The sequence below is a fragment of the Pedobacter sp. genome (genome assembly GCF_041645105.1).
Lineage (GTDB): Bacteria > Bacteroidota > Bacteroidia > Sphingobacteriales > Sphingobacteriaceae > Pedobacter.
Genome location: NZ_JBAZQQ010000007.1, coordinates 253,273 through 275,214, shown reverse-complemented (window position 1 = coordinate 275,214; position 21,942 = coordinate 253,273). Strand labels below are relative to the sequence as shown.

The following is a 21,942-nucleotide window of genomic DNA, read 5'->3' as shown; positions in this document are numbered from 1 at the left end:
ACAGAAAAAATTCTTACATTTGAATAGATTTTAAATATAACCCAAAATGGCTGCTACTCCAAAACCATATAAAACTAAAGAAAAGGTTTCTATCGTCGCCGAAAGCACAATTATTGCGCCGTACCAATCTTTATATGACAACCCGATAAGCTTATTAACCAATTCCAAAAAGGGTTTATCAGCAAAAGCCGCTCTTGATTTTTTAAATCTTTCTGGCTTTAGTAAAGAAGAATTTCAGGATACTTTTAAGACCAATGTAAAAACAATACAAAATTATATAATCAGTTCTTCTAAGCTAGATGCTTCCTTAAGTGAAAAACTATTAAAATCTTTTTCATTATTTGATAAAGGAATTGCTGTTTTTGGTTCTGCAAAAGCATTTTACCAATGGCTTAATATGCCCTCTTATGGCTTAGGAAACCAAATACCTTTTGATTTGATGGATACGATTACAGGCATTTCCCTCATTGAAGAAGAACTTATCCGCATAGAATACGGTGATTTAGCGTAAAATGCAGGTATTTCGGATTGGACTGGCAAAATATACGGATTCATTACAAGCCTCGGGAAGAGCAGCGCGATGGAATCCTAATGATATAGAAATGATCTATACAGCAGGCTCAAGATCTCTCGCCTGCCTTGAAAATGTAGTGCACAGAAATCAAATAGGGCTAAATCAATCGTTCAAAGTAATGACTATTGAAATTCCTGATGACTTAGTTATCTTATCTATAGAACAGAAAAAGTTACAAACAGACTGGACTGAATTTCACAATATGCCAGTTACCCAGAAATTAGGAGAAGATTGGATCATAGCTGGTAAGTCAGCAATATTAAAAGTACCATCAGCCATTATCAATGCTGAATACAACTACCTCATTAACCCTAAACATCCTGATTTCAAATCCATTAAACTGTTAAAATCAGAAATTTTCATTTTTGACAAGCGGATAAAAATGTCATAATCTTCATTTTTCTTTGATTTTTGAAAAAAGCTGACGACATTAGCAAAAATGGAACAAACAGGTATTCATAAAGCTGCAATGATGACTTACAATAAAAGTCAATCGCAAGCCTATGCCCTGTTCAAAAGGTTCTTTAGAGAAAACTATCCATTAGGTTTCACATTCCAGGTAACCAGTAAGGACTTTATCATTTAAGCCCCGAATCATTCTTATCACCTTCTTCGATTCAGGGGCTCAGAAATTTTCTGAATCATCATTCCTTATTATTTTTTTCAACAAACAGCTTTATAACACATCTGCATAGGGTTATTCTTTTGATAGCCCTTAAACTATATAACATCATATTTAAGAGAATTAAAATCATGGAAACAAAATCATTATCATTATCAAAAAGCGATTTCAAATTATTAAAAGAACATTTAGAGAAATCGAACATGAGCGCTTATAATAAAGAGAAATTACGAGAAGAACTTAAAGCAGCTACAATTTATTCTGAAGATGAACTCCCTTTAGACGTAGTTTGTTTAAAATCTGAGGCACGTATTGCCAATGTTAAAACAGGAAAAGAATTTACATTTAAATTGGTAATGCCTGAGGAAGCAAATATAAAAGTTCAGAAAGTATCTGTTTTTGCACCGATAGGAATTGCTTTATTTGGATATAGAACTGGCGACAGCATTAACTGGGAAATGCCGGACGGCATCCAGGAATTCAAAATTCTTGAAGTAAACAGATTATAATTAAAATGTGTCGAAGGGGGAGATATTGCTTCGGCCTTATCTCCTGCCTGCCATTTTTATCATGCGTTGCGAAAGATCTTTACCCAGATAGCCATCAATAATACTATGCACGAGATACAACACTGGTGTCATTAAAATAGCAACAATAAATTTATAAACATAACCTACCAGTCCGATTGCCATTACCATTTGGAAGCTCCAATGGTATTGAGGATTTAAGTAAAATGCTATAAAAATAACAACAAAGCTATCTATAAATTGAGAGACAACTGTGGAGCCTGTAGCCCTTAACCAAAGAGCTTTATCGCCAGTTATCTTTTTAATGCGGTGAAAAATCAGTACATCAGCAATTTGTCCAACTAAAAATGCAGTAATAGAGCCTACTATTATCCACATTCCCTGGCCAAATATACCTGCAAATGCAATATTCATATTTACTTTTTGCCCATTTACATCTTGATTAACCCAGAAATCTGAGGGCTGCAGGTGCATTGCAGCACCCACAACGATAAAGGCATAAGAGATTAAAATAGCAGTCAGTATAGATAAAAAACGCACCTGTCTTACTCCAAAATATTCATTTATAATATCTGTCATGATGAATATTATTGGCCAGGTAAGCACTCCTGCTGACATATGAAAAGATAGGTTGGGTACACCAAATAAATTTATATCAAACTGCTTTATGCCTATTGTTCCTTCTACCGTAAAAATTTTAACACCAATAAACTCTGATAGAATTGCATTGGCAACAAAAAAGGCACCCAGGACAAGTAACAACTTACTCTCTTTTGTTCTAAAACTCATAGCAGGTTGAAATTATTAAATAAATCTGATATAAGGCTATAAAATATTTATTTCTATTTTCGTTGTAACATGATATCTATACAGTCAAAATTACCCCACACAGGCGTTACCATTTTCAGCGTAATGTCTAAGCTAGCTGAAGAACACAACGCAGTAAACTTGTCACAAGGCTTTCCCGATTATGAATGCGATCCGAAACTGTTAAACTTTGTTACAGATGCCATGTTAAATGGCAATAATCAATATGCCCCTATGCCCGGCTTACCTGTACTTAGAGAACTTATAGCTGAAAAAGTAAGTGACCTTTATGGTGCAAACTATAATCCAGATACTGAAATTACGATTACAGCAGGCGGAACTCAGGCCATTTTTACAGCTTTGAGTTCATGTATTAATTCTGGTGATGAGGTGATTATTTTTGAACCTGCTTATGATTCTTATGCTCCGGCAATTAAATTATTAGGCGGATTGGTTAAACCTTACGAATTATCCCCTCCTAATTATGAGATTGATTGGGAAATGGTAAAAAAGCTGTTTACTGCCAATACTAAAATGATCATCTTAAACAGCCCTCAAAATCCAACAGGCTGTATTTTATCTGACAAAGATATTAAAGCCTTAATTAAGCTTACAAAAAACACAGACATCTTGATTTTGAGCGATGAGGTATATGAACATATTATATTTGACAACAATAAACATCGCAGTATTGCCCTGTATCCTGAATTAAGAGAGAGAAGCTTCATTACTGCTTCATTCGGAAAGTTACTACATGCTACTGGCTGGAAAACAGGATACTGTCTGGCTCCTGAAAATTTAATGAAAGAGTTCAGAAAAGTACACCAGTTTAATGTTTTTAGCGTTAATACTCCTATGCAAGTCGGTATTGCCAATTATTTAAAAGATAAAGAAACCTATATGGGTCTTTCTCATTTTTTTCAACAAAAACGTGATTTCTTCAGTAGCTTACTTGCAGAAACCCGGTTTAAATTATTACCTTGTAACGGTTCTTATTTTCAATGCGTTAGCTATGCGCATCTAAATCAAGAAAAGGATACGGACATGGCCATAAGATTGGTTAAAGAATTTGGCGTAGCCAGTATTCCGGTTTCAGCATTTTATATGAAGCATACCGATCATCAGGTATTAAGGTTTTGTTTTGCCAAGAAGCAAGAAACACTCGAAAAAGCCGTTGAGAGACTAATGAAGTTATAATTTACATCCCTATAAATTAGAATAATGGACAGCCCTAAATACTTAAACATAAATAACTTAAAAGTCACCATTTTCCAGGCCTATCTTTTCTGGGAAAATATTGACAAAAACCTACAAAACCTTGCACTCCGTCTTTCTTTGGGAGTAAAAGAAAAAACTGATCTGATTGTTTTGCCTGAGATGTTTAATACTGGTTTCAGTATGAATGCAGCTGAACTGGCTGAAGAAATGAATGGTAAAACAATGCTGTGGATGAAACAGATTGCTGAAAAGTACGATAGCGTAGTTACAGGAAGTCTGATCATTAAGGAAAACGGGAATTATTACAATCGTTTAATCTGGATGCTACAAGATGGTACTTCCAGTCATTATGACAAAAGACATTTATTTGGATTAGGAGGTGAGGACAAAACTTACACACCTGGAACTGAAAAAGTTATTGTGGAATTAAAGGGATGGAAAATACGTTTAGCAATATGTTATGACCTTCGTTTCCCTGTATGGTTGCGTAATCAAGATGAAGAATACGATATTTTATTATTAATTGCCAGCTGGCCTGATAAGCGTTCATCGCATTGGAAAGCCCTTATTCCTGCTCGTGCAATTGAAAACCAGAGCTATGTAATTGCGGCCAACAGAGTTGGTCATGACGGAAAAGAAGTTTACCATAGCGGCCATTCTATGTGTATAGACCCTATGGGTAAAACGGTTTATTATAAACCTGAAGACGAAGATCTTTATACTTTTAGCATTGGTTACGAAGAATTGGTAAAAACAAGAAGAAGCTTTCCTTTTTTAAAGGATGCAGACAAGTTTGATATCATTTAATCACAATACGACATTATGTTTAGTCGCCGGATGTTTATAAAATCAACTGCTATTTCTACATCAGTTATATGGTAAATATTGAGGTCTGTGCAAACTCATTAGAGTCTGCACTTGCAGCACAAAAAGGTGGAGCGATTCGGGTTGAACTGTGTGATAATTTATCAGAAGGTGGAACCACTCCCAGCTATGCACAAATCGCACTGGCTAAAGAGATACTATCTATTAAAGTATATCCTATCATAAGGCCTCGCGGTGGCGATTTCCTGTACACTAATCTGGAATTCAATTTAATGAAAACCGATATTAAAACCTGTAAAGCTTTAAATTGTGATGGTGTTGTCATTGGTATTTTAAAGGCTGATGGTAGTATAGACAAAGAGAGATGTGCTGAATTGATTGAGTTGGCTAGTCCTATGCCTGTTACTTTTCATCGGGCATTTGATATGAGTAATAATCTGGAAACATCATTGGAAGATATTATTTCCCTAGGTTGTGAAAGAATCCTGACCTCTGGCGGAGAATCTTCCGCAATCAACGGGGCTGATAGAATTGCAAAACTGATTAAACTGGCCGCTGGTCGTATTATTATCATGCCTGGTGCAGGTATTAATACAAACAACATTACGGAATTGATAAAAACTACAGGTGCATTAGAATTCCATGCCTCAGCAAAATATCCTGTAAAAAGCACTATGATCTTTAAAAACCCAAAGCTAAATATGGGAAGTACAGCTGATGAATTCAGTTACGATCTTACCGACGCCAACACGGTTAAAATGTTAATTGAATTGGCAAATATCCCTTATTAACCTCTTCAAGGTGAGCATATTGACAGATACATTTGTGCAGAGGATGTAAATTAAATACTGTACGTATTAAATTACATAAAATAATCGAGTCAAACTCTTATATTTGCGCAACTGATGAAGCACATACGTAATTTTTGCATAATTGCACATATTGACCACGGTAAAAGCACTTTAGCTGACCGTTTATTGGAATATACTAAAACCATTTCACAACGTGAGTCTCAAGCTCAATTGCTGGATAACATGGATTTAGAGCGTGAACGTGGTATCACGATCAAAAGCCACGCCATACAAATGAATTATAAGGTTGGTGAAATTGAATACAATTTCAACCTGATTGATACACCTGGACACGTAGATTTTTCTTATGAAGTGTCTCGTTCTATTGCTGCTTGCGAAGGCGCACTACTCATTGTAGATGCATCTCAAGGTATTCAGGCACAAACCATCTCAAACTTATATCTTGCTTTAGAGCATGACCTTGAAATCATCCCGATTTTGAATAAAATGGACTTACCTGGGGCAATGCCTGAGGAAGTAAAAGACCAGATTATTGATTTGATCGGTTGTAAACGTGAAGAAATTATCCCTGCTTCTGGAAAAACAGGAATGGGTATACCCGATATCATTCAGGCTATTGTAGACCGTGTTCCTGCACCAGTGGGTGAACCAGATGCTCCTTTACAAGCATTGATCTTTGACTCTGTTTTTAATCCTTTCAGGGGAATTATCGCTTACTATAAAGTAGTAAATGGCGAAATTAAAAAGGGTGATAAAGTAAAGTTCATCAATACTGGCAAACAGTATTTGGCTGATGAAGTTGGTATCCTTAAATTAGATATGTCGCCACGCAGCGTAGTTAAAACTGGTGATGTAGGTTATATCATTTCTGGAATTAAAGAAGCCCGTGAAGTAAAAGTTGGCGATACTATTACGACTGTTGACAGACCTTCATTAGAATCTATTCAAGGTTTTGAAGAGGTTAAACCAATGGTATTTGCAGGTATCTACCCTGTTGATACTGATGATTTTGAAGAGCTACGTGAAGCGATGCATAAATTGCAATTAAACGATGCTTCAATTGTTTTCGAACCAGAAAGTTCTGCTGCATTAGGTTTTGGTTTCCGTTGCGGATTCCTTGGCATGCTACACATGGAAATTATCCAGGAGCGTTTGGAGCGTGAATTTGACATGACGGTTATTACTACTGTTCCCAACGTTTCTTATATTGCTTTTACAACCAAAGGAGATGAAGTAACGGTAAACAATCCGTCTGATTTACCAGATCCAAGTAAATTAGAATCTGTTGAAGAGCCTTTCATTAAAGCAAATATCATTACAAAAGCAGAATTTGTTGGCCCTGTAATGTCACTTTGTATCCAAAAAAGAGGTATTATTATTAATCAGTCATACTTAACATCAGATCGTGTAGAACTTGTTTTTGAAATGCCTATGGGTGAGATCGTTTTCGATTTCTATGATAAGTTAAAAACAATTTCTAAAGGTTATGCTTCATTTGATTATCATCAAATAGGTTATCGCAAATCAGACCTGGTAAGGTTAGATATGTTGCTTAATGAAGAGCCTGTAGACGCTTTATCTTCCCTGATCCACCGTAGCAATGCTTATGATTTTGGAAAGAAAATTTGCGAAAAACTGAGAGAACTTATTCCTCGTCAACAATTCGAGATTAAAATACAAGCATCTATTGGTGCAAAAGTTATTGCAAGGGAAACACTTAGTGCTTTACGTAAGGATGTTACTGCTAAATGTTATGGTGGTGATATTTCGCGTAAACGTAAGTTACTTGAAAAACAGAAGCAAGGAAAGAAACGTATGCGCCAGGTTGGTAACGTAGAGATTCCTCAGACAGCATTTATGGCTGTTCTAAAACTGGATTAGTCTTTCAATTTATAAGTTCATCTAATTTTTAATAACAAACAACATTATCATACATGCAGTTACTTGACGGAAAATTCGCATCTGAAAAAATAAAACAGGAAATAGCAGCTGAAGCTGCAGACTTTTTAGCTACTAGTGGCCGAAAACCACACCTGGTTGCAATTTTAGTAGGTAATGATGGTGGTAGTGAAACTTATGTTGCCAGTAAAATGAAAAACTGTGAGAAGGTTGGTTTTCAGTCCTCTCTGATCAGGTATGATGTTACTGTAACTGAAGATGAATTGTTAAAGAAAATTCAGGAGATTAATCAGGATGCAGGTGTTGATGGCTTAATTGTACAGCTGCCTCTTCCTAAGCATATTGATCCGGAAAAAGTTACTGAAATGATTGACTACCGCAAGGATGTTGACGGCTTCCACCCTGTAAACCTGGGTAGAATGATGCGTAACCTTCCTTGTTTTATTCCAGCTACACCTTATGGTATTTTATTAATGTTACAGGCTTATCAAATTGATACTACCGGTAAACATTGTGTCGTAGTTGGTCGTAGTAATATTGTTGGTAGCCCTATGAGTATTCTTATGGCACGCAATGCTAATCCAGGAAACTGCACAGTAACGCTTACACATAGTAGAACTGCAAACTTAAAAGAATTAGCTCTGCAAGCTGATATTATTGTTGCTGCAATTGGTAAAAAGAACTTTGTTACTGCTGATATGGTAAAACCAGGTGCGATTATTATCGACGTAGGTATCAACAGAGAAACTTCTGATCAGACTAAGTCTGGTTATAAGTTATATGGTGATGTTGATTTTGAAAATGTTGCTCCTAAGTCTTCATGGATTACTCCGGTACCGGGTGGTGTTGGTTTGATGACCATCGTAGGATTACTTAAAAATACACTGGCATCAGCTAAAGGCGAAATTTACAGCTAAATAGATATTATAAAAGGAATTGGTATTAACTGCCAAACAGCTTTTTAATCCAACTTTCTTTAAAACCTACATATATCCCGTCGGCCCTGAGCTCTACGGGATATTTATTTATATAGTCGCCCTGCCCCTCTGCTCCTCTTCCTGTATATAAATTGTATTCCCAGCGATGGATAGGACAAATCAAATGGCCATTTTTACACCAACCACCACTTAATACACCTCCTGCATGTGGACAATAATTCTGTACCACAAAAAACTCTCCTTCATGTTTTACAAGGCATAACTTTTTACCATCAACCATAATTTGTTTCACAAATTCCTCTTCTGGTATTTCGGTATCTATTTTATGCCACTTTAACTTATTCATGAGTTGGTCATTTATTGGTGTCAAGATACATATAATCTCATTTTCAACAGATATTTATTTACCTTTGCCTCCTTAATTATGGCACATCAAATACCAGAAGACGGCACGTTACTTCCTTTAATGGAAGAGTTTTACACTATACAGGGAGAAGGATTTAACACTGGAAAAGCAGCATATTTTATCCGTTTAGGCGGTTGTGATGTGGGGTGCCACTGGTGCGATGTAAAAGAAAGCTGGGATGCTGAATTACATCCTCTTACTTTATCTGACGATATAGTTGCGAAAGCGGATACCTTTCCTGGAAAAGCTGTTGTGATTACCGGAGGTGAACCCTTGATTTATAACCTGGATTATCTAACAAAATCACTTCGTAGTAAGGGCATATTAACTTTTATAGAAACATCTGGCGCTTACCCTTTATCTGGAGAGTGGGATTGGATTTGTTTATCTCCTAAGAAATTTAAAGCTCCACGGCCTGATATTACTCCTTTTGCAAATGAGCTTAAGGTAATTGTTTTTAATAAGAGTGATTTTGAATGGGCAGAGAAATATGCAGAATCAGTTTCTGAAAACTGTAAGTTATATTTACAACCAGAATGGTCAAAATCTAAAGAAATGACTCCCCTGATTATTGATTATGTAATGGCGAATCCTAAGTGGGAAATTTCCTTACAGACACATAAGTATCTAAATATCCCTTAAACGGAATAGATTTTTTTTTACATTTAATGGTATAGTTGTTATAACTTGGCATAAATGAAGAAAATTGCGCTTTTACTATTCCTTTTTTGTATTATCAAAAACACTAATGCGCAAACCTCTAAGGTAAAAAAAGCGCAATCAAGTTATGATAAGGCACAGGTACAGCTTGCATCTAACAATTATGATCAGGCAATAATTTTATTACAGGAAGCTGTGAAAGCAGATCCTGCTTTTCAGTTTGCTTTTTTCCAGTTAGCAGACATCAACCGTAGACTAAAATCTTATGAAGAGGCAAAGCAAAACTATAGCAGTGCACTTGCTTTAGGTAACAACCTGGAAGCCAGGTTTTATTACGGATATGCTGAAGCTGAGATGTATACCGGAGATTATAACAATGCCTTAAAACACCTAAATCAGTTTATAAACACTTATAAAGGAAATGATCCTGATTTTATAAACAAGGCAAAAAAGTATTTAAAGGACTGTGAGTTTGCTATAATCGCATTGAAAAACCCTATAAAATACGAACCCTTAAATATGGGAGCTGAAATCAATTCTGTTCACCGAGATTATTTTCCTTCCGTTACTGCCGATGGTAACCAGCTTATTTTTAGCAGAAAAATAGATGATAATGAAGATTTCTATGTTTCAACTTTGAAGGATAAACAATGGAGTAGCCCCATTCCTTTAAGTAATCAGATTAATACTTCGAAATATAATGAAGGAGCTCAATCTATTTCTGCTGATGGCAGGTATCTGTTTTTCACAGGTTGCAATCGTCCGGATGGTTTAGGCCGTTGTGATATTTACGTTAGTCATAAAAAGGGAAAAGAATGGGGCGAACCGTTTAACCTTGGTGCACCAATTAATTCTAGTTATTGGGAATCTCAACCTGCTATTAGTTCCGATGGAAGTACTTTATATTTTGTAAGTAACAGACCTGGTGGTTTAGGAGGTTATGATATATGGAAAAGTACCTTAAAAGCTGATGGGTTCTGGACGAGTCCCGAAAACCTTGGGCCATCAATTAATACACCTTACGACGAACATACTCCCTTTATACATCCTGATGGGAAGACTTTATACTTCTCTTCTGACGGCTGGCCAGGAATGGGGAACAAAGACATTTTCATGAGCCGTTCTGATGAAAAAGGCAATTGGTCCAAACCCCAAAATCTTGGTTACCCTATTAATACTTTTAATGAGGAAACAGGTTTAATTGTAACTCCTGATGGTAATTATGGCTTATTTTCATCAAACTTAAAAGGTGGTTATGGGGATATGGATATTTACCAGTTTAAAATGCCGGAAAGTAAAAAGCCACTTCCTATTACTTATGTTAAAGGGATTGTGACAGACAGAGAGACCAATGCTTTTTTAGAAGCTAAAGTTCAGGTTGTCAACTTAAAAAGCAGGAAAATTGAGTATAGCGATTATACATCGGTCGAAACAGGCGATTTTTTAGCCGTGATGCCTATTGGAGGAAATTATGCCTTTAATGTAAGTGCAAATGGTTATATATTCTATTCAGAAAACTATGCGCTTGATACATCTTATATCAATAATCCATTTATTTTATCTGTTAAACTGGATAAACTGATTATTGGAAAAAATATGGTGATGAAAAATGTTTTTTTTAACACTAATTCATACGATCTGTTACCCGCATCTGTTACAGAACTAAATACACTTAAAGACCTGCTTAAAGACAATGCCAGTCTGGCTATAGAGATACAAGGGCACACTGATAATGTGGGTAATGATGTAATTAATGAAAAACTATCATTGCAACGTGCTAAAGCTGTTTATGATTTCCTGATCGAAAATAAAATCACTCCGGAAAGACTCAGCTTTAAAGGTTATGGAGCTAAAAAACCTATAACAACGAACGATACAGAAGCTCAGAGAAAACAAAATAGAAGGACTTCTTTTGTAGTGACTAAAATCTAGTTTAACGTATTAAAACTAAAAAAGCGGTTAAATAACCGCTTTTCTTATTCTAATTAGTTTCACTAATAGCTCTTCTATCAAATCGAGATGCAGCATATTTGCGCCATCCGATTTTGCATTAGCCGGATCCGGGTGTGTTTCAATAAACAATCCATCAGCACCAACTGCAATAGCAGCTTTAGCAATGGTTTCTATCAACTCTGGCTTACCACCAGTTACACCAGAACTTTGATTAGGTTGTTGTAATGAGTGTGTACAATCCATTACTACAGGAACACCAAAACTTTGCATTTCCGGAATTCCACGATAATCGACAATTAAATCCTGGTAGCCGAAAGTATTTCCCCTATCCGTAAGGATTACCTTATTGTTACCTGACTCTACAATTTTTTCTACTGCAAACTTCATTGATCCAGCAGAAAGGAACTGACCTTTTTTAACGTTAACTACCTTATTTGTTTTAGCCGCAGCAATTAATAAATCTGTCTGACGACAAAGGAATGCAGGGATTTGAAGCACATCAACATAAGCTGCTGCCATAGCCGCTTCTGCACTTTCATGAATATCAGTTACGGTAGGCACATTAAAAGTCTTTCCGATCTTCTCTAAAATTTTTAATGCTTTTTCATCACCTATTCCTGTAAAAGAACCACCTTTAGAACGGTTCGCTTTACGATAAGAACCTTTAAAAATAAAAGGGATCTCTAATTTATCGGTAATTGTTACCAGTCGTTCAGCTATTCTAAATGCAATTTCTTCGCCTTCTATGGCACATGGACCTGCCATTAAAAAGAAGTTACCAGAACTTATATTTTTTAAATTATCTAATGAAATGTTGGTCATTACTGTTGTTATAGTATTAATTTCCTAATTCAGACATGAACTTTATACGCATCAGCTGTATTTCTTCGCGCGAGTAGTCTGTTTCTCCCAATTCTTTCAATGCCTCGTCTATAGAATCATTTTCAGCAGATTGGAAATAATCAAATACTTCATCTTGTCTGTCTTCGTCAATTACTTCATCTACAAAGTAGTTCAGGTTTAATTTAGTTCCTGAGTTTACGATAGCTTCTATTTCTTTAAGAATATCATCATAAGTGATGCCTTTAGCCTTAGCTATATCTTCAAGACCTATCTTTCTGTCGATGTTTTGAATAATGGATACTTTAAGTTGTGATTTATTAGCCTGTGTTTTAATAATCAGATCTATAGGACGCTCAATATCATTGTCTTCCACATATTTCTTAATCAATTCCAGGAAGGGAGCACCAAACTTTAATGCCTTACCATTTCCTACTCCAGAAATCTGCTTCAGCTCATCCATAGCTATAGGATAATGCGTACACATTTCTTCTAGTGATGGGTCTTGGAAAACGACAAATGGAGGTACATTTTTTTGTTTGGCTATTTTCTTTCGCAGATCTTTAAGCAGTTGCAATAACTGAGTATCTGTTGTTCCTGAGCCATGTTTTACATCATCTTCATCATCATCCGCTGCACTTTCAATTGGCTCATTCAGGATGAATTTAAGACTATATGGATTTTCGATAAAGTCGCGTCCTGAATTAGTTAAACCAAGTAATCCGTAATTGTCAATATCCTTAGAAAGGAAGTTATTTAATACAGCCTGTCTAACCAGGGATTTCCAATAATTCTCTCCTTCTACAACGCCAATTCCAAATTCAGACAGTTTACTATGTTCGTAAGCAATAGTTTGTGCCGTTTCAGATCCCATAATTAAATTCAGGATATGCGAATCATCAAATTTCTCACCTACTTTCTGGATTAATTTTAGGAGTAAAGACAATGAATCTTCGGCCTCAAAAAGAGTTTTCGGCTTTTTACAGTTATCGCACATACAGTTACAACCTGTTTCGTTAAAGTTTTCTCCGAAATAGTGAAGGATCTGTTTTCTTCTGCAAACTCCAGATTCAGCATAATCAATAACCTCTTTTAAAATCTGTGTCCCTATTTCTCTTTCAGAAACAGGTTTATCTTTCATAAACTTAGCCAATTTATCTACGTCCTTTTGTGCGTAGAAAGCAATACAAACACCTTCTCCACCATCTCTTCCGGCTCTACCCGTTTCCTGATAATAGCCTTCCATACTTTTAGGAATATCATGGTGTATTACAAAACGAACATCAGGTTTGTCGATCCCCATACCAAAAGCTATGGTCGCTACGATTACCTCTACATCTTCCATCAGGAACTTGTCCTGAGTTTCTGCTCTAACTTTAGGTTCTAATCCAGCATGGTAAGGTAAAGCCTTGATACCGTTCAGATTCAATGCTTCAGCCACCTCCTCAACCTTTTTACGGCTTAAGCAATAGATAATTCCAGATTTACCAGTGTTGTATTTAATATACCTGATAATCTCTTTAATGATATCTCGTTTAGGTCTGATTTCATAAAACAAATTGGGTCTGTTAAATGAAGACTTAAACAGCGTTGCATCGCTCATTTGAAGATTTTTAATGATATCCTGCTGCACTTTAGGGGTGGCTGTTGCAGTTAAGGCTATGATGGGAATTCCCTCACCTAAGCCACTAATAACCTGTCTGATCTTACGATACTCAGGTCTGAAATCATGTCCCCACTCGGAAATACAGTGGGCTTCATCTACCGCTACAAAAGATATTTTTATCAGTTTCAGAAATTCAATATTATCTTGTTTAGAAAGCGACTCAGGAGCTACATAAAGTAACTTGGTTTGTCCGCTTAATAAATCCCCTTTTACCTGGGCAATTTCTGTTTTGTTCAGTGAAGAGTTTAAAAAATGTGCAATACTATCACTTCCACCAAAAGCTCTCAATTGATCTACCTGATTTTTCATCAGTGCTATTAGTGGTGAAATAACGATTGCAGTACCTTCATTCATCAATGCAGGCAACTGGTAACATATGGATTTCCCCCCTCCTGTGGGCATGATCACAAAAGTGTTCTTCTTCTCAAGAACATTGGTGATTATTGACTCCTGATCACCCTTAAAATTGTCAAAACCAAAAAAGGTTTGTAAGTTGTCAAACAACGACTTTTTCACATCCATTTCGTGTATAAAATATTCAGTGCTATTTTTACTTCAAAATAACATAATTTTGCACTAATTCAAAGCATCAATATACTAATAAATTCTGTTTGAAAAGTAAAAAATCTATTATCGAGGCGGGTGTCAGCACTTTACAGTTAGAGGCTGATGCAATTTTAGGCTTAATTAAAAATGTAAATGATGATTTTGTTAAGGTTGTTGACTTAATTATTGAAAGTAGCGGACGTGTAATCGTTACTGGAATTGGTAAAAGTGCCATAATTGCACAAAAAATTGTAGCAACTTTCAACTCAACAGGTACGCCTTCCATATTTATGCATGCTGCAGATGCGGTACATGGCGACCTTGGAATGATCCAGAAAAATGACATTGTTATCTGCATTTCGAACAGCGGAAATACGCCAGAAATAAAAGTACTCGCTCCCCTTCTTAAACAGTCAGGGAACATCATGATCGGTATGATAGGACAAATGAATTCGGAACTGGCTAAACAAGCTGATCTGGTTTTAAATACCACGGTTGAAAAAGAGGCTTGTCCACATAACCTAGCTCCAACGACAAGTACTACTGCCCAGCTTGCTATGGGTGATGCACTTGCAATATGTTTATTGCATACCCGGAATTTTAATGAGCAGGATTTTGCAAGATATCATCCTGGAGGAGCGTTAGGTAAAAAATTATATTTAAAAACAGGTGATTTGGCACTTAAGAACCACAAACCTAGTATTAGCCCGGATGCTTCTGTTAAAGATGTGATCGTTGAAATTAGCAGAAACCGTTTAGGTGCTGTTGTTGTTGTAGAGATGAACAAGATTCTAGGTATCATTACTGATGGTGACATTAGGAGGATGCTGGAGAATCATTCTGATTTAAGCAATATTAAAGCTAGAGATTTAATGAATTCAAATCCGAAGAGAATCGAAAAAGATTTATTGGCAATAAGTGCGCTTGATGTCATAAAACAGAATAACATAACCCAATTGTTAGTAACAGATGCTGGAAATTACTTTGGTATCGTACATTTGCATGACCTTCTTCAGGAAGGCATCATATAACACTTTCTAATTTAGCATGAATAAGAATAATTACGCATTGATAATGGCCGGCGGTGTTGGCAGCCGGTTCTGGCCGGTAAGCAGGACAGAGTTCCCAAAACAATTCATTGACTTCTTTGGTGTCGGAAAAACTTTGATTCAGAGTACTTATGAACGTTTTTTAAAAATATGTCCGCCTGAAAATATTTTTATTGTAACTAATGAAATCTATATAGATATCGTTAAAGAGCAATTACCTGACCTAAAAGAAAATCAGATCCTGGCTGAGCCTATCATGAGAAACACAGCACCATGTATTTCTTATGGTTCAATGAAAATTGCAAGTCTGAATCCAAATGCAACCATAGTTGTTGCACCTTCAGATCATACCATAACTAATCCGGATGCCTTTGTAGCAGCAATTGAACAGTCGTTAAAAGCAGCCTCTGAGAACAATTGCCTGATCACACTAGGTATTAAACCAAGCAGACCAGATACAGGATATGGTTACATTCAATATGTAGAAAATACACTTAAGACTGACGAGCAAATCCATAAAGTGAAGATATTTACTGAAAAGCCAAATATTGAGCTCGCAAAGTCTTTTATACAAAGTGGTGACTTCCTATGGAATGCAGGGATATTTATCTGGTCTGCAAAATCTATAAATGATTCATTCCACAAGCACCTTCCTGATATGCACGAGATATTTTTACAGGGACGCGCTTTATATAACACTGAAAATGAAAAACAATTCATCAGTGATGCCTATCAGCAATGCACAAACATTTCTATAGATTTTGCCATTATGGAGAAAGCTGATAATGTTTATGTGTTACCTGCAGAATTTGGTTGGTCTGATTTAGGCACGTGGGCTTCAATATATGATATTGCTGAACATGATTATGTTGGCAACGCGGTGATACCTACTGAAAAAGTAATGATGTTCGACTCTTCAAATTGCATGGTTAATGTACCTAAAGATAAACTGGTTATTCTTCAGGGATTACATGATTATATTGTTGTAGAATCTAACAACACATTACTAATTTGTCCACGTTCAGAAGAACAATCTATAAAACAAGTTGTTGCAGATGTAAAAGCCAAATTTGGCACAAAATACATCTAGCTTTCAAACTAAATTCTATACCTACATCCGAATTTGGACTAAAAACCAGGTTCGGATGTCTTTTTATTACCCTTTAAACATTTTGAGTTTTTACAATGAGTAAGTTTTTATATGGAATTGATTTTGGAACAACCAATTCTGCCCTATCTATTTTTGATGAAGAGAAAAATGAAATTATAGAAACGATTATCGTGCCTTCAATTTTATATTTTGGAAGTGAACAGAGTGCAGCAGAGCCACTAAAGTATGTAGTTGGAGAAGAGGCAATAGCAGCTTACCTTGCTGATGGAATGAAGGGACGCTTCATGAAATCAATTAAACGAATACTTCCAAGAAGCAGCTTTATCGAAACAAGAATCCATCATAAAAGATTGAATGCATCAGACCTGGTGACTTTAATTTTAAAAGAGTTAAAGACTAAGGCAGATTTGATTACTGGTATTGATTGTCAGAAGGCTATTATTGGCAGACCTGTTTTCTTTGATGATGACAATACCACTAAGGATGCATTAGCACAAAAAAGATTAACTAAAGCTGCAGAAAATGCTGGATTTAATGAAGTAAGATTTCAATTTGAGCCTATTGGAGCAGCTTTTGCCTATGAAAAAACCATTAGTAAAAAGGAAAAAGTACTGGTTGCCGATCTGGGTGGTGGAACTACAGACTTCACTTACCTTGAACTAGATCCTGCAAAAATTGGCAGTAAAGACCGTAAAAAAGACATTATTGCCACTGGAGGTATATATATTGGCGGCGATAGCTTTGACTCTGCATTTATGTGGGAAAAAGGCACACCTTATTTTGGAAAATATACGATGTATGAAGCAGCCCCTGGAAAAATGCTTAAGGTCCCAGTTTCCTTATTTTCTAATATATGCTCATGGGAGCAGATGAACTTTTTTAACGGTTTAAAGGTCAAAAATGACATACAGACTTATTATCACTATTCCAAACAGGACAAGACATTCAAAAATCTTATCACACTTATAGATAATAATTTAGGCTACTCTATATTCCAAACAATAGAGCAAACTAAAATAGAATTATCCAAACAAACCAGTTCAAAATTTAAGTATTCAGAAATGGAAATCGAGATTGATGAAGCTATTTCTATCGAACAATATGAAACAGTGATTGATAAGGATATCAGAAAGATCAGCCAGTATCTCGATGCTTTTTTATTGCAGCATCAGATTAAGCCTGAAGAAATAAACAGTTTATTTTTAACAGGAGGAACATCAATGGTGCTTGCCATTAAAAGCCTATTTAAAGACAGATTCCCTGATACCCCAATGCATACAGGAGATAACTTTATAAGTGTAGCTAAAGGATTAGCTTATAGCGGTTACTTATTTAACGATTAATAAGAAAAAATGGTCATCTTCAGCTATTGCCGCTGTCTGATGGCCTCATATAAAATAACACCTGCCGATACAGATACGTTTAACGAACTGATCTCTCCAATCATAGGAATTTTAGCCAGGTGATTTGCCATACGCATTATCTCATTTGAAATCCCCTCATCTTCAGCCCCCATTACGATAGCCGTTGGAGCAGTATAATCAGGCACATAGATCAAATCATTGGTTTTTTCAGTACAAGCCACGATCTGCAAGCCACATTCCTGCAAATACAAGGCTACTTTATGCAAATTCTGATGTCTGCATACCGGAATAGTGAACAGAGCTCCGGCGGAAGTTTTTATGGCATCGGCATTAATTTGCGCAGAATTTTTAGAAGGTACAATTATAGCATGTACTCCGGCACAAGCAGCAGTACGGGCAATAGCTCCCATATTTCTTACATCAGTAACCCCATCAAGAATCAATACCAATGGTGTCTCTCCTTTTTCATAAATTATTGGAATGATATCCTCAATTTTTTGAAAAGAGATAGCTGATATAACTGCGATAACCCCCTGATGGTTCTTTTGGGTCATTCGGTTCAATTTTTCAATCGGCACATTGTGTACAGGAATATCAGTCCCTTTTAATAAGGCCTTTAGCTCCAATATGATCCCACCGGTAAGTCCGCGTTGTATATAAATACTCTCCACATCTTTTCCAGCTTTAATCGCCTCTATTACAGCACGTATACCAAATACAAATTCATTATTTTCTTTAGGTCTTGAAGGTCTCCGGGAATTTTCCATTAATATTAAATTGAACGGCAAAAATAAGGATTCTTTTCCACATAGTTTTGTTAGCAAAAATCTAAAATTTCATAGGACGATACCGTAACGCAAGTATTGATGAATGTCTAAATGTGAGTAAACAATTAACGAAAGGACTTATTTTTTGCATAATTTTGTAGTTATGAGTAACGATCCCCAATCCCAAGGAAATGATAAAGCAAATTTTAGTGCAAGAAAAAACCGTTTAAGTAACACGATAAGTACTATGGGGAGGATACCTCCACAAGCTACAGATCTTGAAGAAGCGGTTCTAGGTGCACTGATGCTCGAAAAGGATGCATTATCTACTGTTATTGACATCCTTAAGCCTGAAATGTTTTATAATGAAGCACATAGAAAAATATTTGAGGCAATCCAGGGACTCTTCCAAAAATCAAAGCCAGTTGATATTTTAACGGTTACGTCTGAAATGCGTACACTGGGGCTATTGGAAATGATTGGAGGAGCTTATTACATTACGAATCTGACCAACAGGGTCGCTTCTGCGGCGAACATTGAGTTTCATGCCAGAATTGTTTCTCAGAAATATATTCAAAGGGAACTGATCAGAATTTCATCAGAGATCATATCTAATGCTTATGAAGATACAACAGATATTTTCGACCTGTTAGACCAGGCTGAAAAGGGGTTATTTGATATTGCACAAAACAACCTGCGTAGAGATACACAGAAAATGGATGAGATTGTAAAACAATCATTGGCTACACTAGAAGAACTACGAGGTAAGAGCGATGGTTTAACTGGGGTACCTTCAGGTTTTACAGATCTTGACCGCATTACAGGTGGCTGGCAACCTTCGGATTTGGTAATTATTGCTGCACGTCCGGCGATGGGAAAAACAGCTTTCGTATTAACCTGTGCAAGGAATGCTGCAGTACAGTTTCATCGTCCAGCCGTAGTATTCTCTTTAGAGATGTCTTCCGTACAGCTTGTAAATCGTTTGATTTCCGGAGAAGCTGAAATTGAGCAAGAGAAAATCAGAAAAGGTAATCTACAAGAATGGGAATGGCAACAACTACATAGTAAAATAGGTGGATTGACCGAAGCCCCTCTATTAATTGATGATACACCCGCACTTAACATATTTGAGTTCAGAGCTAAATGTAGAAGGCTAAAAGCACAATACGATATACAACTAATCATTATCGATTACTTGCAGTTGATGCATGGTAAAGGTGAAGGTCAAGGTGGTGGTGGAAACAGGGAGCAGGAAATTGGTAGTATTTCAAGGGCATTAAAATCTGTTGCTAAAGAATTAAACGTACCTGTATTAGCCCTTTCGCAGTTAAGTCGTGCGGTAGAAAGTAGACCTGGGGTAAATGGAAAGAGGCCAATGCTATCAGATTTACGTGAATCGGGCTCTATTGAGCAGGATGCGGATATGGTTTTATTCTTATACAGACCTGAGTATTACGGTATCACAGAAGATGAACAAGGCCGTTCACAAGCCGGTGTTGGTGAGGTAATTATTGCCAAGCACAGAAATGGTGAAACTGGTATTGTACCACTTCGCTTCATTGGTAAATACGTTAAATTTGCGGATTTGGAAGAGAGTTTCTCTGCACCAACTTCCTTCTCAATGGATAGCCCTAGTGCAGGCATGGCTCCTTCTCAAGATTTTGACAGGCCAGCGGGAAATGTAATTATTAAACCTTCACGGATGGATGATATGCATGATGATGCACCATTTTAGGCTACAAAAAATAGCCTAGTAATATTCCGGCAAGCACAATAAATGGCGTACTGATTTTGGTATAATTAAGCACCAGAAAAGTAATCACCATTATTACAATAGCCAATGCATTTAAGGCAACAGGCATTAGTAACAGAATAAACGCTGCAATAATAAAACCTACACTCACCGCATTAATACCCGTTAAGGAGTATTTAATGCGTGTGATTTTTTTAAGATCTTCCCAGAAAGGAACAATAAACAACACTAATATTACTCCGGGTAAATTGATTCCGATAACACCAACCACCCCTCCTAAGATCTGTCCACTTATACCAAAACCAAAATTACGCATACTCAGAGCACCCAGGTAGCTGGTAAAAGAAAATGTTGGACCTGGCAGCGCTTGTTGCAAAGCGAAGCCCGATAAAAAGCCAGAAGCACTCAGGTATTGCTTCATTTGTACGAACTCGGTAAACATCAGTGGAACTAAAACTTGTCCACCTCCAAAAATCACGATACCATTGCGGTAAAAATTCTCAAAAAGCCTGATAGGCAAACTAAATGGTGAAGTTCTATTAATGATGGCCCCCATAAGTGCTAAAATCAGCAATACTCCAAAAAAATAACTTAACTTTTTGGGGTTGATATTAGAGAATAAATTCAATCTGATATTACTTTCTTCTGCCGGTGTGCCTATGGCTGAAGATATCATTCCTCCCATTAAAATAGCCAAAGGAAATACGTAAGCATTCCTTAAAACCAAGGTGACGATAACAGCGGATATTGCCAAAAATATAGTTAACTGTGATATTAAAATTCTTTTAGCAAGATTAAACGCCCCATATGCCACAATTCCAAGTGCAATAGGTTCTACATATTCCAGCACATCGGTAAACTTGCCTTTCTGATCCAGCTTTCCAAAAGTTATTGCTGCAAAAGTCATAATTGCAGCTGATGGTAAAATCCAGATTAAAAAAGTGATAATAGAAAGCTTTAACCCTCCTACTTTATAAGCAACACCTACAAGTGTTTGCGTAGATGCAGGACCTGGTAATACTTGTGCAAGTGCATTTAATTCCAGCAGCTCTTCTTCAGAAACGAAGGCCACATTCTTCACAAAATACTTTAGTAAAAGTGCCAGATGCGCCTGTGCTCCTCCAAAAGCCGTAAAAGTAAAAAGAGTTACATTCCTGATAAACAACAATTGCCTTTTGCTCACCTGCTTCAATTTAATTAATCATCTTCATAATCTAAACCGGCTGCCGAGTTATATGCTCCCTGAAGTTCAGAAAAAGCATGCATATCTCTTTTTGCCCTGGCAGCAAGCATACCTTTCTGATAAATTTCCAATGCACTATCCGTTTGTTCTAATTTCTGGTAAAGTTTACCCAGATGATAATAAGTACCCACATAATCAGGATGGTCATTTATCAGCTTTAAGTAATATTCCAGCGCTTTTTCAGTATCATTTGAACTGTTATACTCTGTAGCCAGTGCATACAGAACAAAGGGATCATTAGGATCACTTTCTAAAAACTCCAATAACTTTATTAATCGGGTACTTTGCATTTTAATTCCCTGCTTTTTTAATTAGATTTGCAAAAAGACATTTAGAAGTTTAAGGACTTCTTTAACCTTTAA

General features: G+C 36.4%; 22 protein-coding genes. 15 read left to right on the top strand and 7 right to left on the bottom strand.

What is annotated here, in order from left to right:
* Positions 1–46: 46 nt before the first annotated feature.
* The 4 genes from WC623_RS20805 to WC623_RS20790 all read left to right on the top strand — a co-directional run bounded on the left by WC623_RS20805 (position 47) and on the right by WC623_RS20790 (position 1,705).
* Positions 47–511, top strand: a complete 465-nt coding sequence (locus WC623_RS20805; RefSeq protein ID WP_372854729.1) for an antitoxin Xre/MbcA/ParS toxin-binding domain-containing protein — start codon at positions 47–49, stop codon at positions 509–511.
* A 1-nt stretch (position 512) separates the two neighbouring features.
* Positions 513–965, top strand: coding sequence for an RES family NAD+ phosphorylase (locus WC623_RS20800; protein WP_372854727.1), 453 nt, complete (start codon positions 513–515; stop codon positions 963–965).
* Between the two features lie 48 nt (positions 966–1,013).
* Positions 1,014–1,160 carry a hypothetical protein gene (locus WC623_RS20795; protein ID WP_372854725.1) on the top strand — a complete coding sequence of 49 codons (147 nt, stop codon included), beginning with the start codon at positions 1,014–1,016 and terminating at the stop codon, positions 1,158–1,160.
* A 167-nt stretch (positions 1,161–1,327) separates the two neighbouring features.
* On the top strand, positions 1,328–1,705 hold the full coding sequence (locus WC623_RS20790) for a GreA/GreB family elongation factor (RefSeq protein WP_372854723.1): 378 nt from the start codon (positions 1,328–1,330) through the stop codon (positions 1,703–1,705).
* Between the two features lie 36 nt (positions 1,706–1,741).
* On the opposite strand, the gene WC623_RS20785 is transcribed toward WC623_RS20790, so the two are convergent.
* Complete coding sequence (locus WC623_RS20785; RefSeq protein WP_372854721.1) at positions 1,742–2,512, bottom strand: queuosine precursor transporter; 771 nt, start codon at positions 2,510–2,512, stop codon at positions 1,742–1,744.
* A 69-nt stretch (positions 2,513–2,581) separates the two neighbouring features.
* Between WC623_RS20785 and WC623_RS20780 the strand changes: the two genes are divergently transcribed.
* The 5 genes from WC623_RS20780 to WC623_RS20760 all read left to right on the top strand — a co-directional run bounded on the left by WC623_RS20780 (position 2,582) and on the right by WC623_RS20760 (position 8,201).
* Positions 2,582–3,727 (top strand): methionine aminotransferase, encoded by a 1,146-nt coding sequence (locus WC623_RS20780; protein ID WP_372854719.1) that lies wholly within the window; start codon positions 2,582–2,584, stop codon positions 3,725–3,727.
* 24 nt (positions 3,728–3,751) lie between these two features.
* Positions 3,752–4,555: a nitrilase family protein gene (locus WC623_RS20775; RefSeq protein WP_372854717.1), complete on the top strand. Its 804-nt coding sequence runs from the start codon at positions 3,752–3,754 to the stop codon at positions 4,553–4,555.
* 68 nt (positions 4,556–4,623) lie between these two features.
* Complete coding sequence (locus tag WC623_RS20770) at positions 4,624–5,364, top strand: copper homeostasis protein CutC (RefSeq protein WP_372854715.1); 741 nt, start codon at positions 4,624–4,626, stop codon at positions 5,362–5,364.
* A gap of 114 nt (positions 5,365–5,478) precedes the next feature.
* On the top strand, positions 5,479–7,266 hold the full coding sequence (gene lepA / locus WC623_RS20765) for a translation elongation factor 4 (protein WP_372854713.1): 1,788 nt from the start codon (positions 5,479–5,481) through the stop codon (positions 7,264–7,266).
* 53 nt (positions 7,267–7,319) lie between these two features.
* On the top strand, positions 7,320–8,201 hold the full coding sequence (locus WC623_RS20760; RefSeq protein ID WP_372854711.1) for a bifunctional 5,10-methylenetetrahydrofolate dehydrogenase/5,10-methenyltetrahydrofolate cyclohydrolase: 882 nt from the start codon (positions 7,320–7,322) through the stop codon (positions 8,199–8,201).
* A gap of 25 nt (positions 8,202–8,226) precedes the next feature.
* Here WC623_RS20760 and WC623_RS20755 read toward each other — a convergent pair whose 3' ends face one another.
* On the bottom strand, positions 8,227–8,568 hold the full coding sequence (locus tag WC623_RS20755) for a Rieske (2Fe-2S) protein (RefSeq protein ID WP_372854709.1): 342 nt from the start codon (positions 8,566–8,568) through the stop codon (positions 8,227–8,229).
* A gap of 78 nt (positions 8,569–8,646) precedes the next feature.
* Here WC623_RS20755 and WC623_RS20750 point away from each other — a divergent pair, with 78 nt between their 5' ends.
* Positions 8,647–9,270: a 7-carboxy-7-deazaguanine synthase QueE gene (locus WC623_RS20750; protein ID WP_372854707.1), complete on the top strand. Its 624-nt coding sequence runs from the start codon at positions 8,647–8,649 to the stop codon at positions 9,268–9,270.
* 54 nt (positions 9,271–9,324) lie between these two features.
* The gene (locus WC623_RS20745) at positions 9,325–11,220 is read left to right on the top strand and encodes an OmpA family protein (protein WP_372854705.1); all 1,896 of its coding nucleotides are present in this window, start codon (positions 9,325–9,327) and stop codon (positions 11,218–11,220) included.
* A gap of 27 nt (positions 11,221–11,247) precedes the next feature.
* Here the strand turns inward: WC623_RS20745 and kdsA are convergent, their stop codons facing one another.
* Together kdsA and recQ are read right to left on the bottom strand one after the other, a co-directional pair.
* Positions 11,248–12,063, bottom strand: a complete 816-nt coding sequence (kdsA, locus tag WC623_RS20740) for a 3-deoxy-8-phosphooctulonate synthase (RefSeq protein ID WP_372854703.1) — start codon at positions 12,061–12,063, stop codon at positions 11,248–11,250.
* 16 nt (positions 12,064–12,079) lie between these two features.
* Positions 12,080–14,269, bottom strand: coding sequence for a DNA helicase RecQ (gene recQ / locus WC623_RS20735; protein WP_372854701.1), 2,190 nt, complete (start codon positions 14,267–14,269; stop codon positions 12,080–12,082).
* 89 nt (positions 14,270–14,358) lie between these two features.
* Here recQ and WC623_RS20730 point away from each other — a divergent pair, with 89 nt between their 5' ends.
* The 3 genes from WC623_RS20730 (at position 14,359) to WC623_RS20720 (ending at position 17,796) form a co-directional block, all read left to right on the top strand.
* Entirely contained in the window at positions 14,359–15,324 is a 966-nt protein-coding gene (locus tag WC623_RS20730; protein WP_372854699.1) for an SIS domain-containing protein, read from the top strand.
* A 16-nt stretch (positions 15,325–15,340) separates the two neighbouring features.
* Complete coding sequence (locus WC623_RS20725) at positions 15,341–16,432, top strand: mannose-1-phosphate guanylyltransferase (protein WP_372854697.1); 1,092 nt, start codon at positions 15,341–15,343, stop codon at positions 16,430–16,432.
* Positions 16,433–16,527: 95 nt separating this feature from the next.
* Complete coding sequence (locus WC623_RS20720) at positions 16,528–17,796, top strand: Hsp70 family protein (RefSeq protein ID WP_372854695.1); 1,269 nt, start codon at positions 16,528–16,530, stop codon at positions 17,794–17,796.
* A 23-nt stretch (positions 17,797–17,819) separates the two neighbouring features.
* Here the strand turns inward: WC623_RS20720 and rlmB are convergent, their stop codons facing one another.
* On the bottom strand, positions 17,820–18,584 hold the full coding sequence (gene rlmB / locus WC623_RS20715; protein WP_372854693.1) for a 23S rRNA (guanosine(2251)-2'-O)-methyltransferase RlmB: 765 nt from the start codon (positions 18,582–18,584) through the stop codon (positions 17,820–17,822).
* A 163-nt stretch (positions 18,585–18,747) separates the two neighbouring features.
* On the opposite strand from rlmB, the gene dnaB reads away from it, so the two are divergent.
* Positions 18,748–20,319, top strand: coding sequence for a replicative DNA helicase (dnaB, locus tag WC623_RS20710; RefSeq protein WP_372854691.1), 1,572 nt, complete (start codon positions 18,748–18,750; stop codon positions 20,317–20,319).
* Between the two features lies 1 nt (position 20,320).
* Here the strand turns inward: dnaB and chrA are convergent, their stop codons facing one another.
* Entirely contained in the window at positions 20,321–21,520 is a 1,200-nt protein-coding gene (gene chrA / locus WC623_RS20705; protein WP_372854689.1) for a chromate efflux transporter, read from the bottom strand.
* Between the two features lie 14 nt (positions 21,521–21,534).
* A complete protein-coding gene (locus tag WC623_RS20700; RefSeq protein ID WP_372854687.1) occupies positions 21,535–21,870 on the bottom strand; it encodes a tetratricopeptide repeat protein in 336 nt (111 codons plus the stop codon).
* Positions 21,871–21,942: the final 72 nt, after the last annotated feature.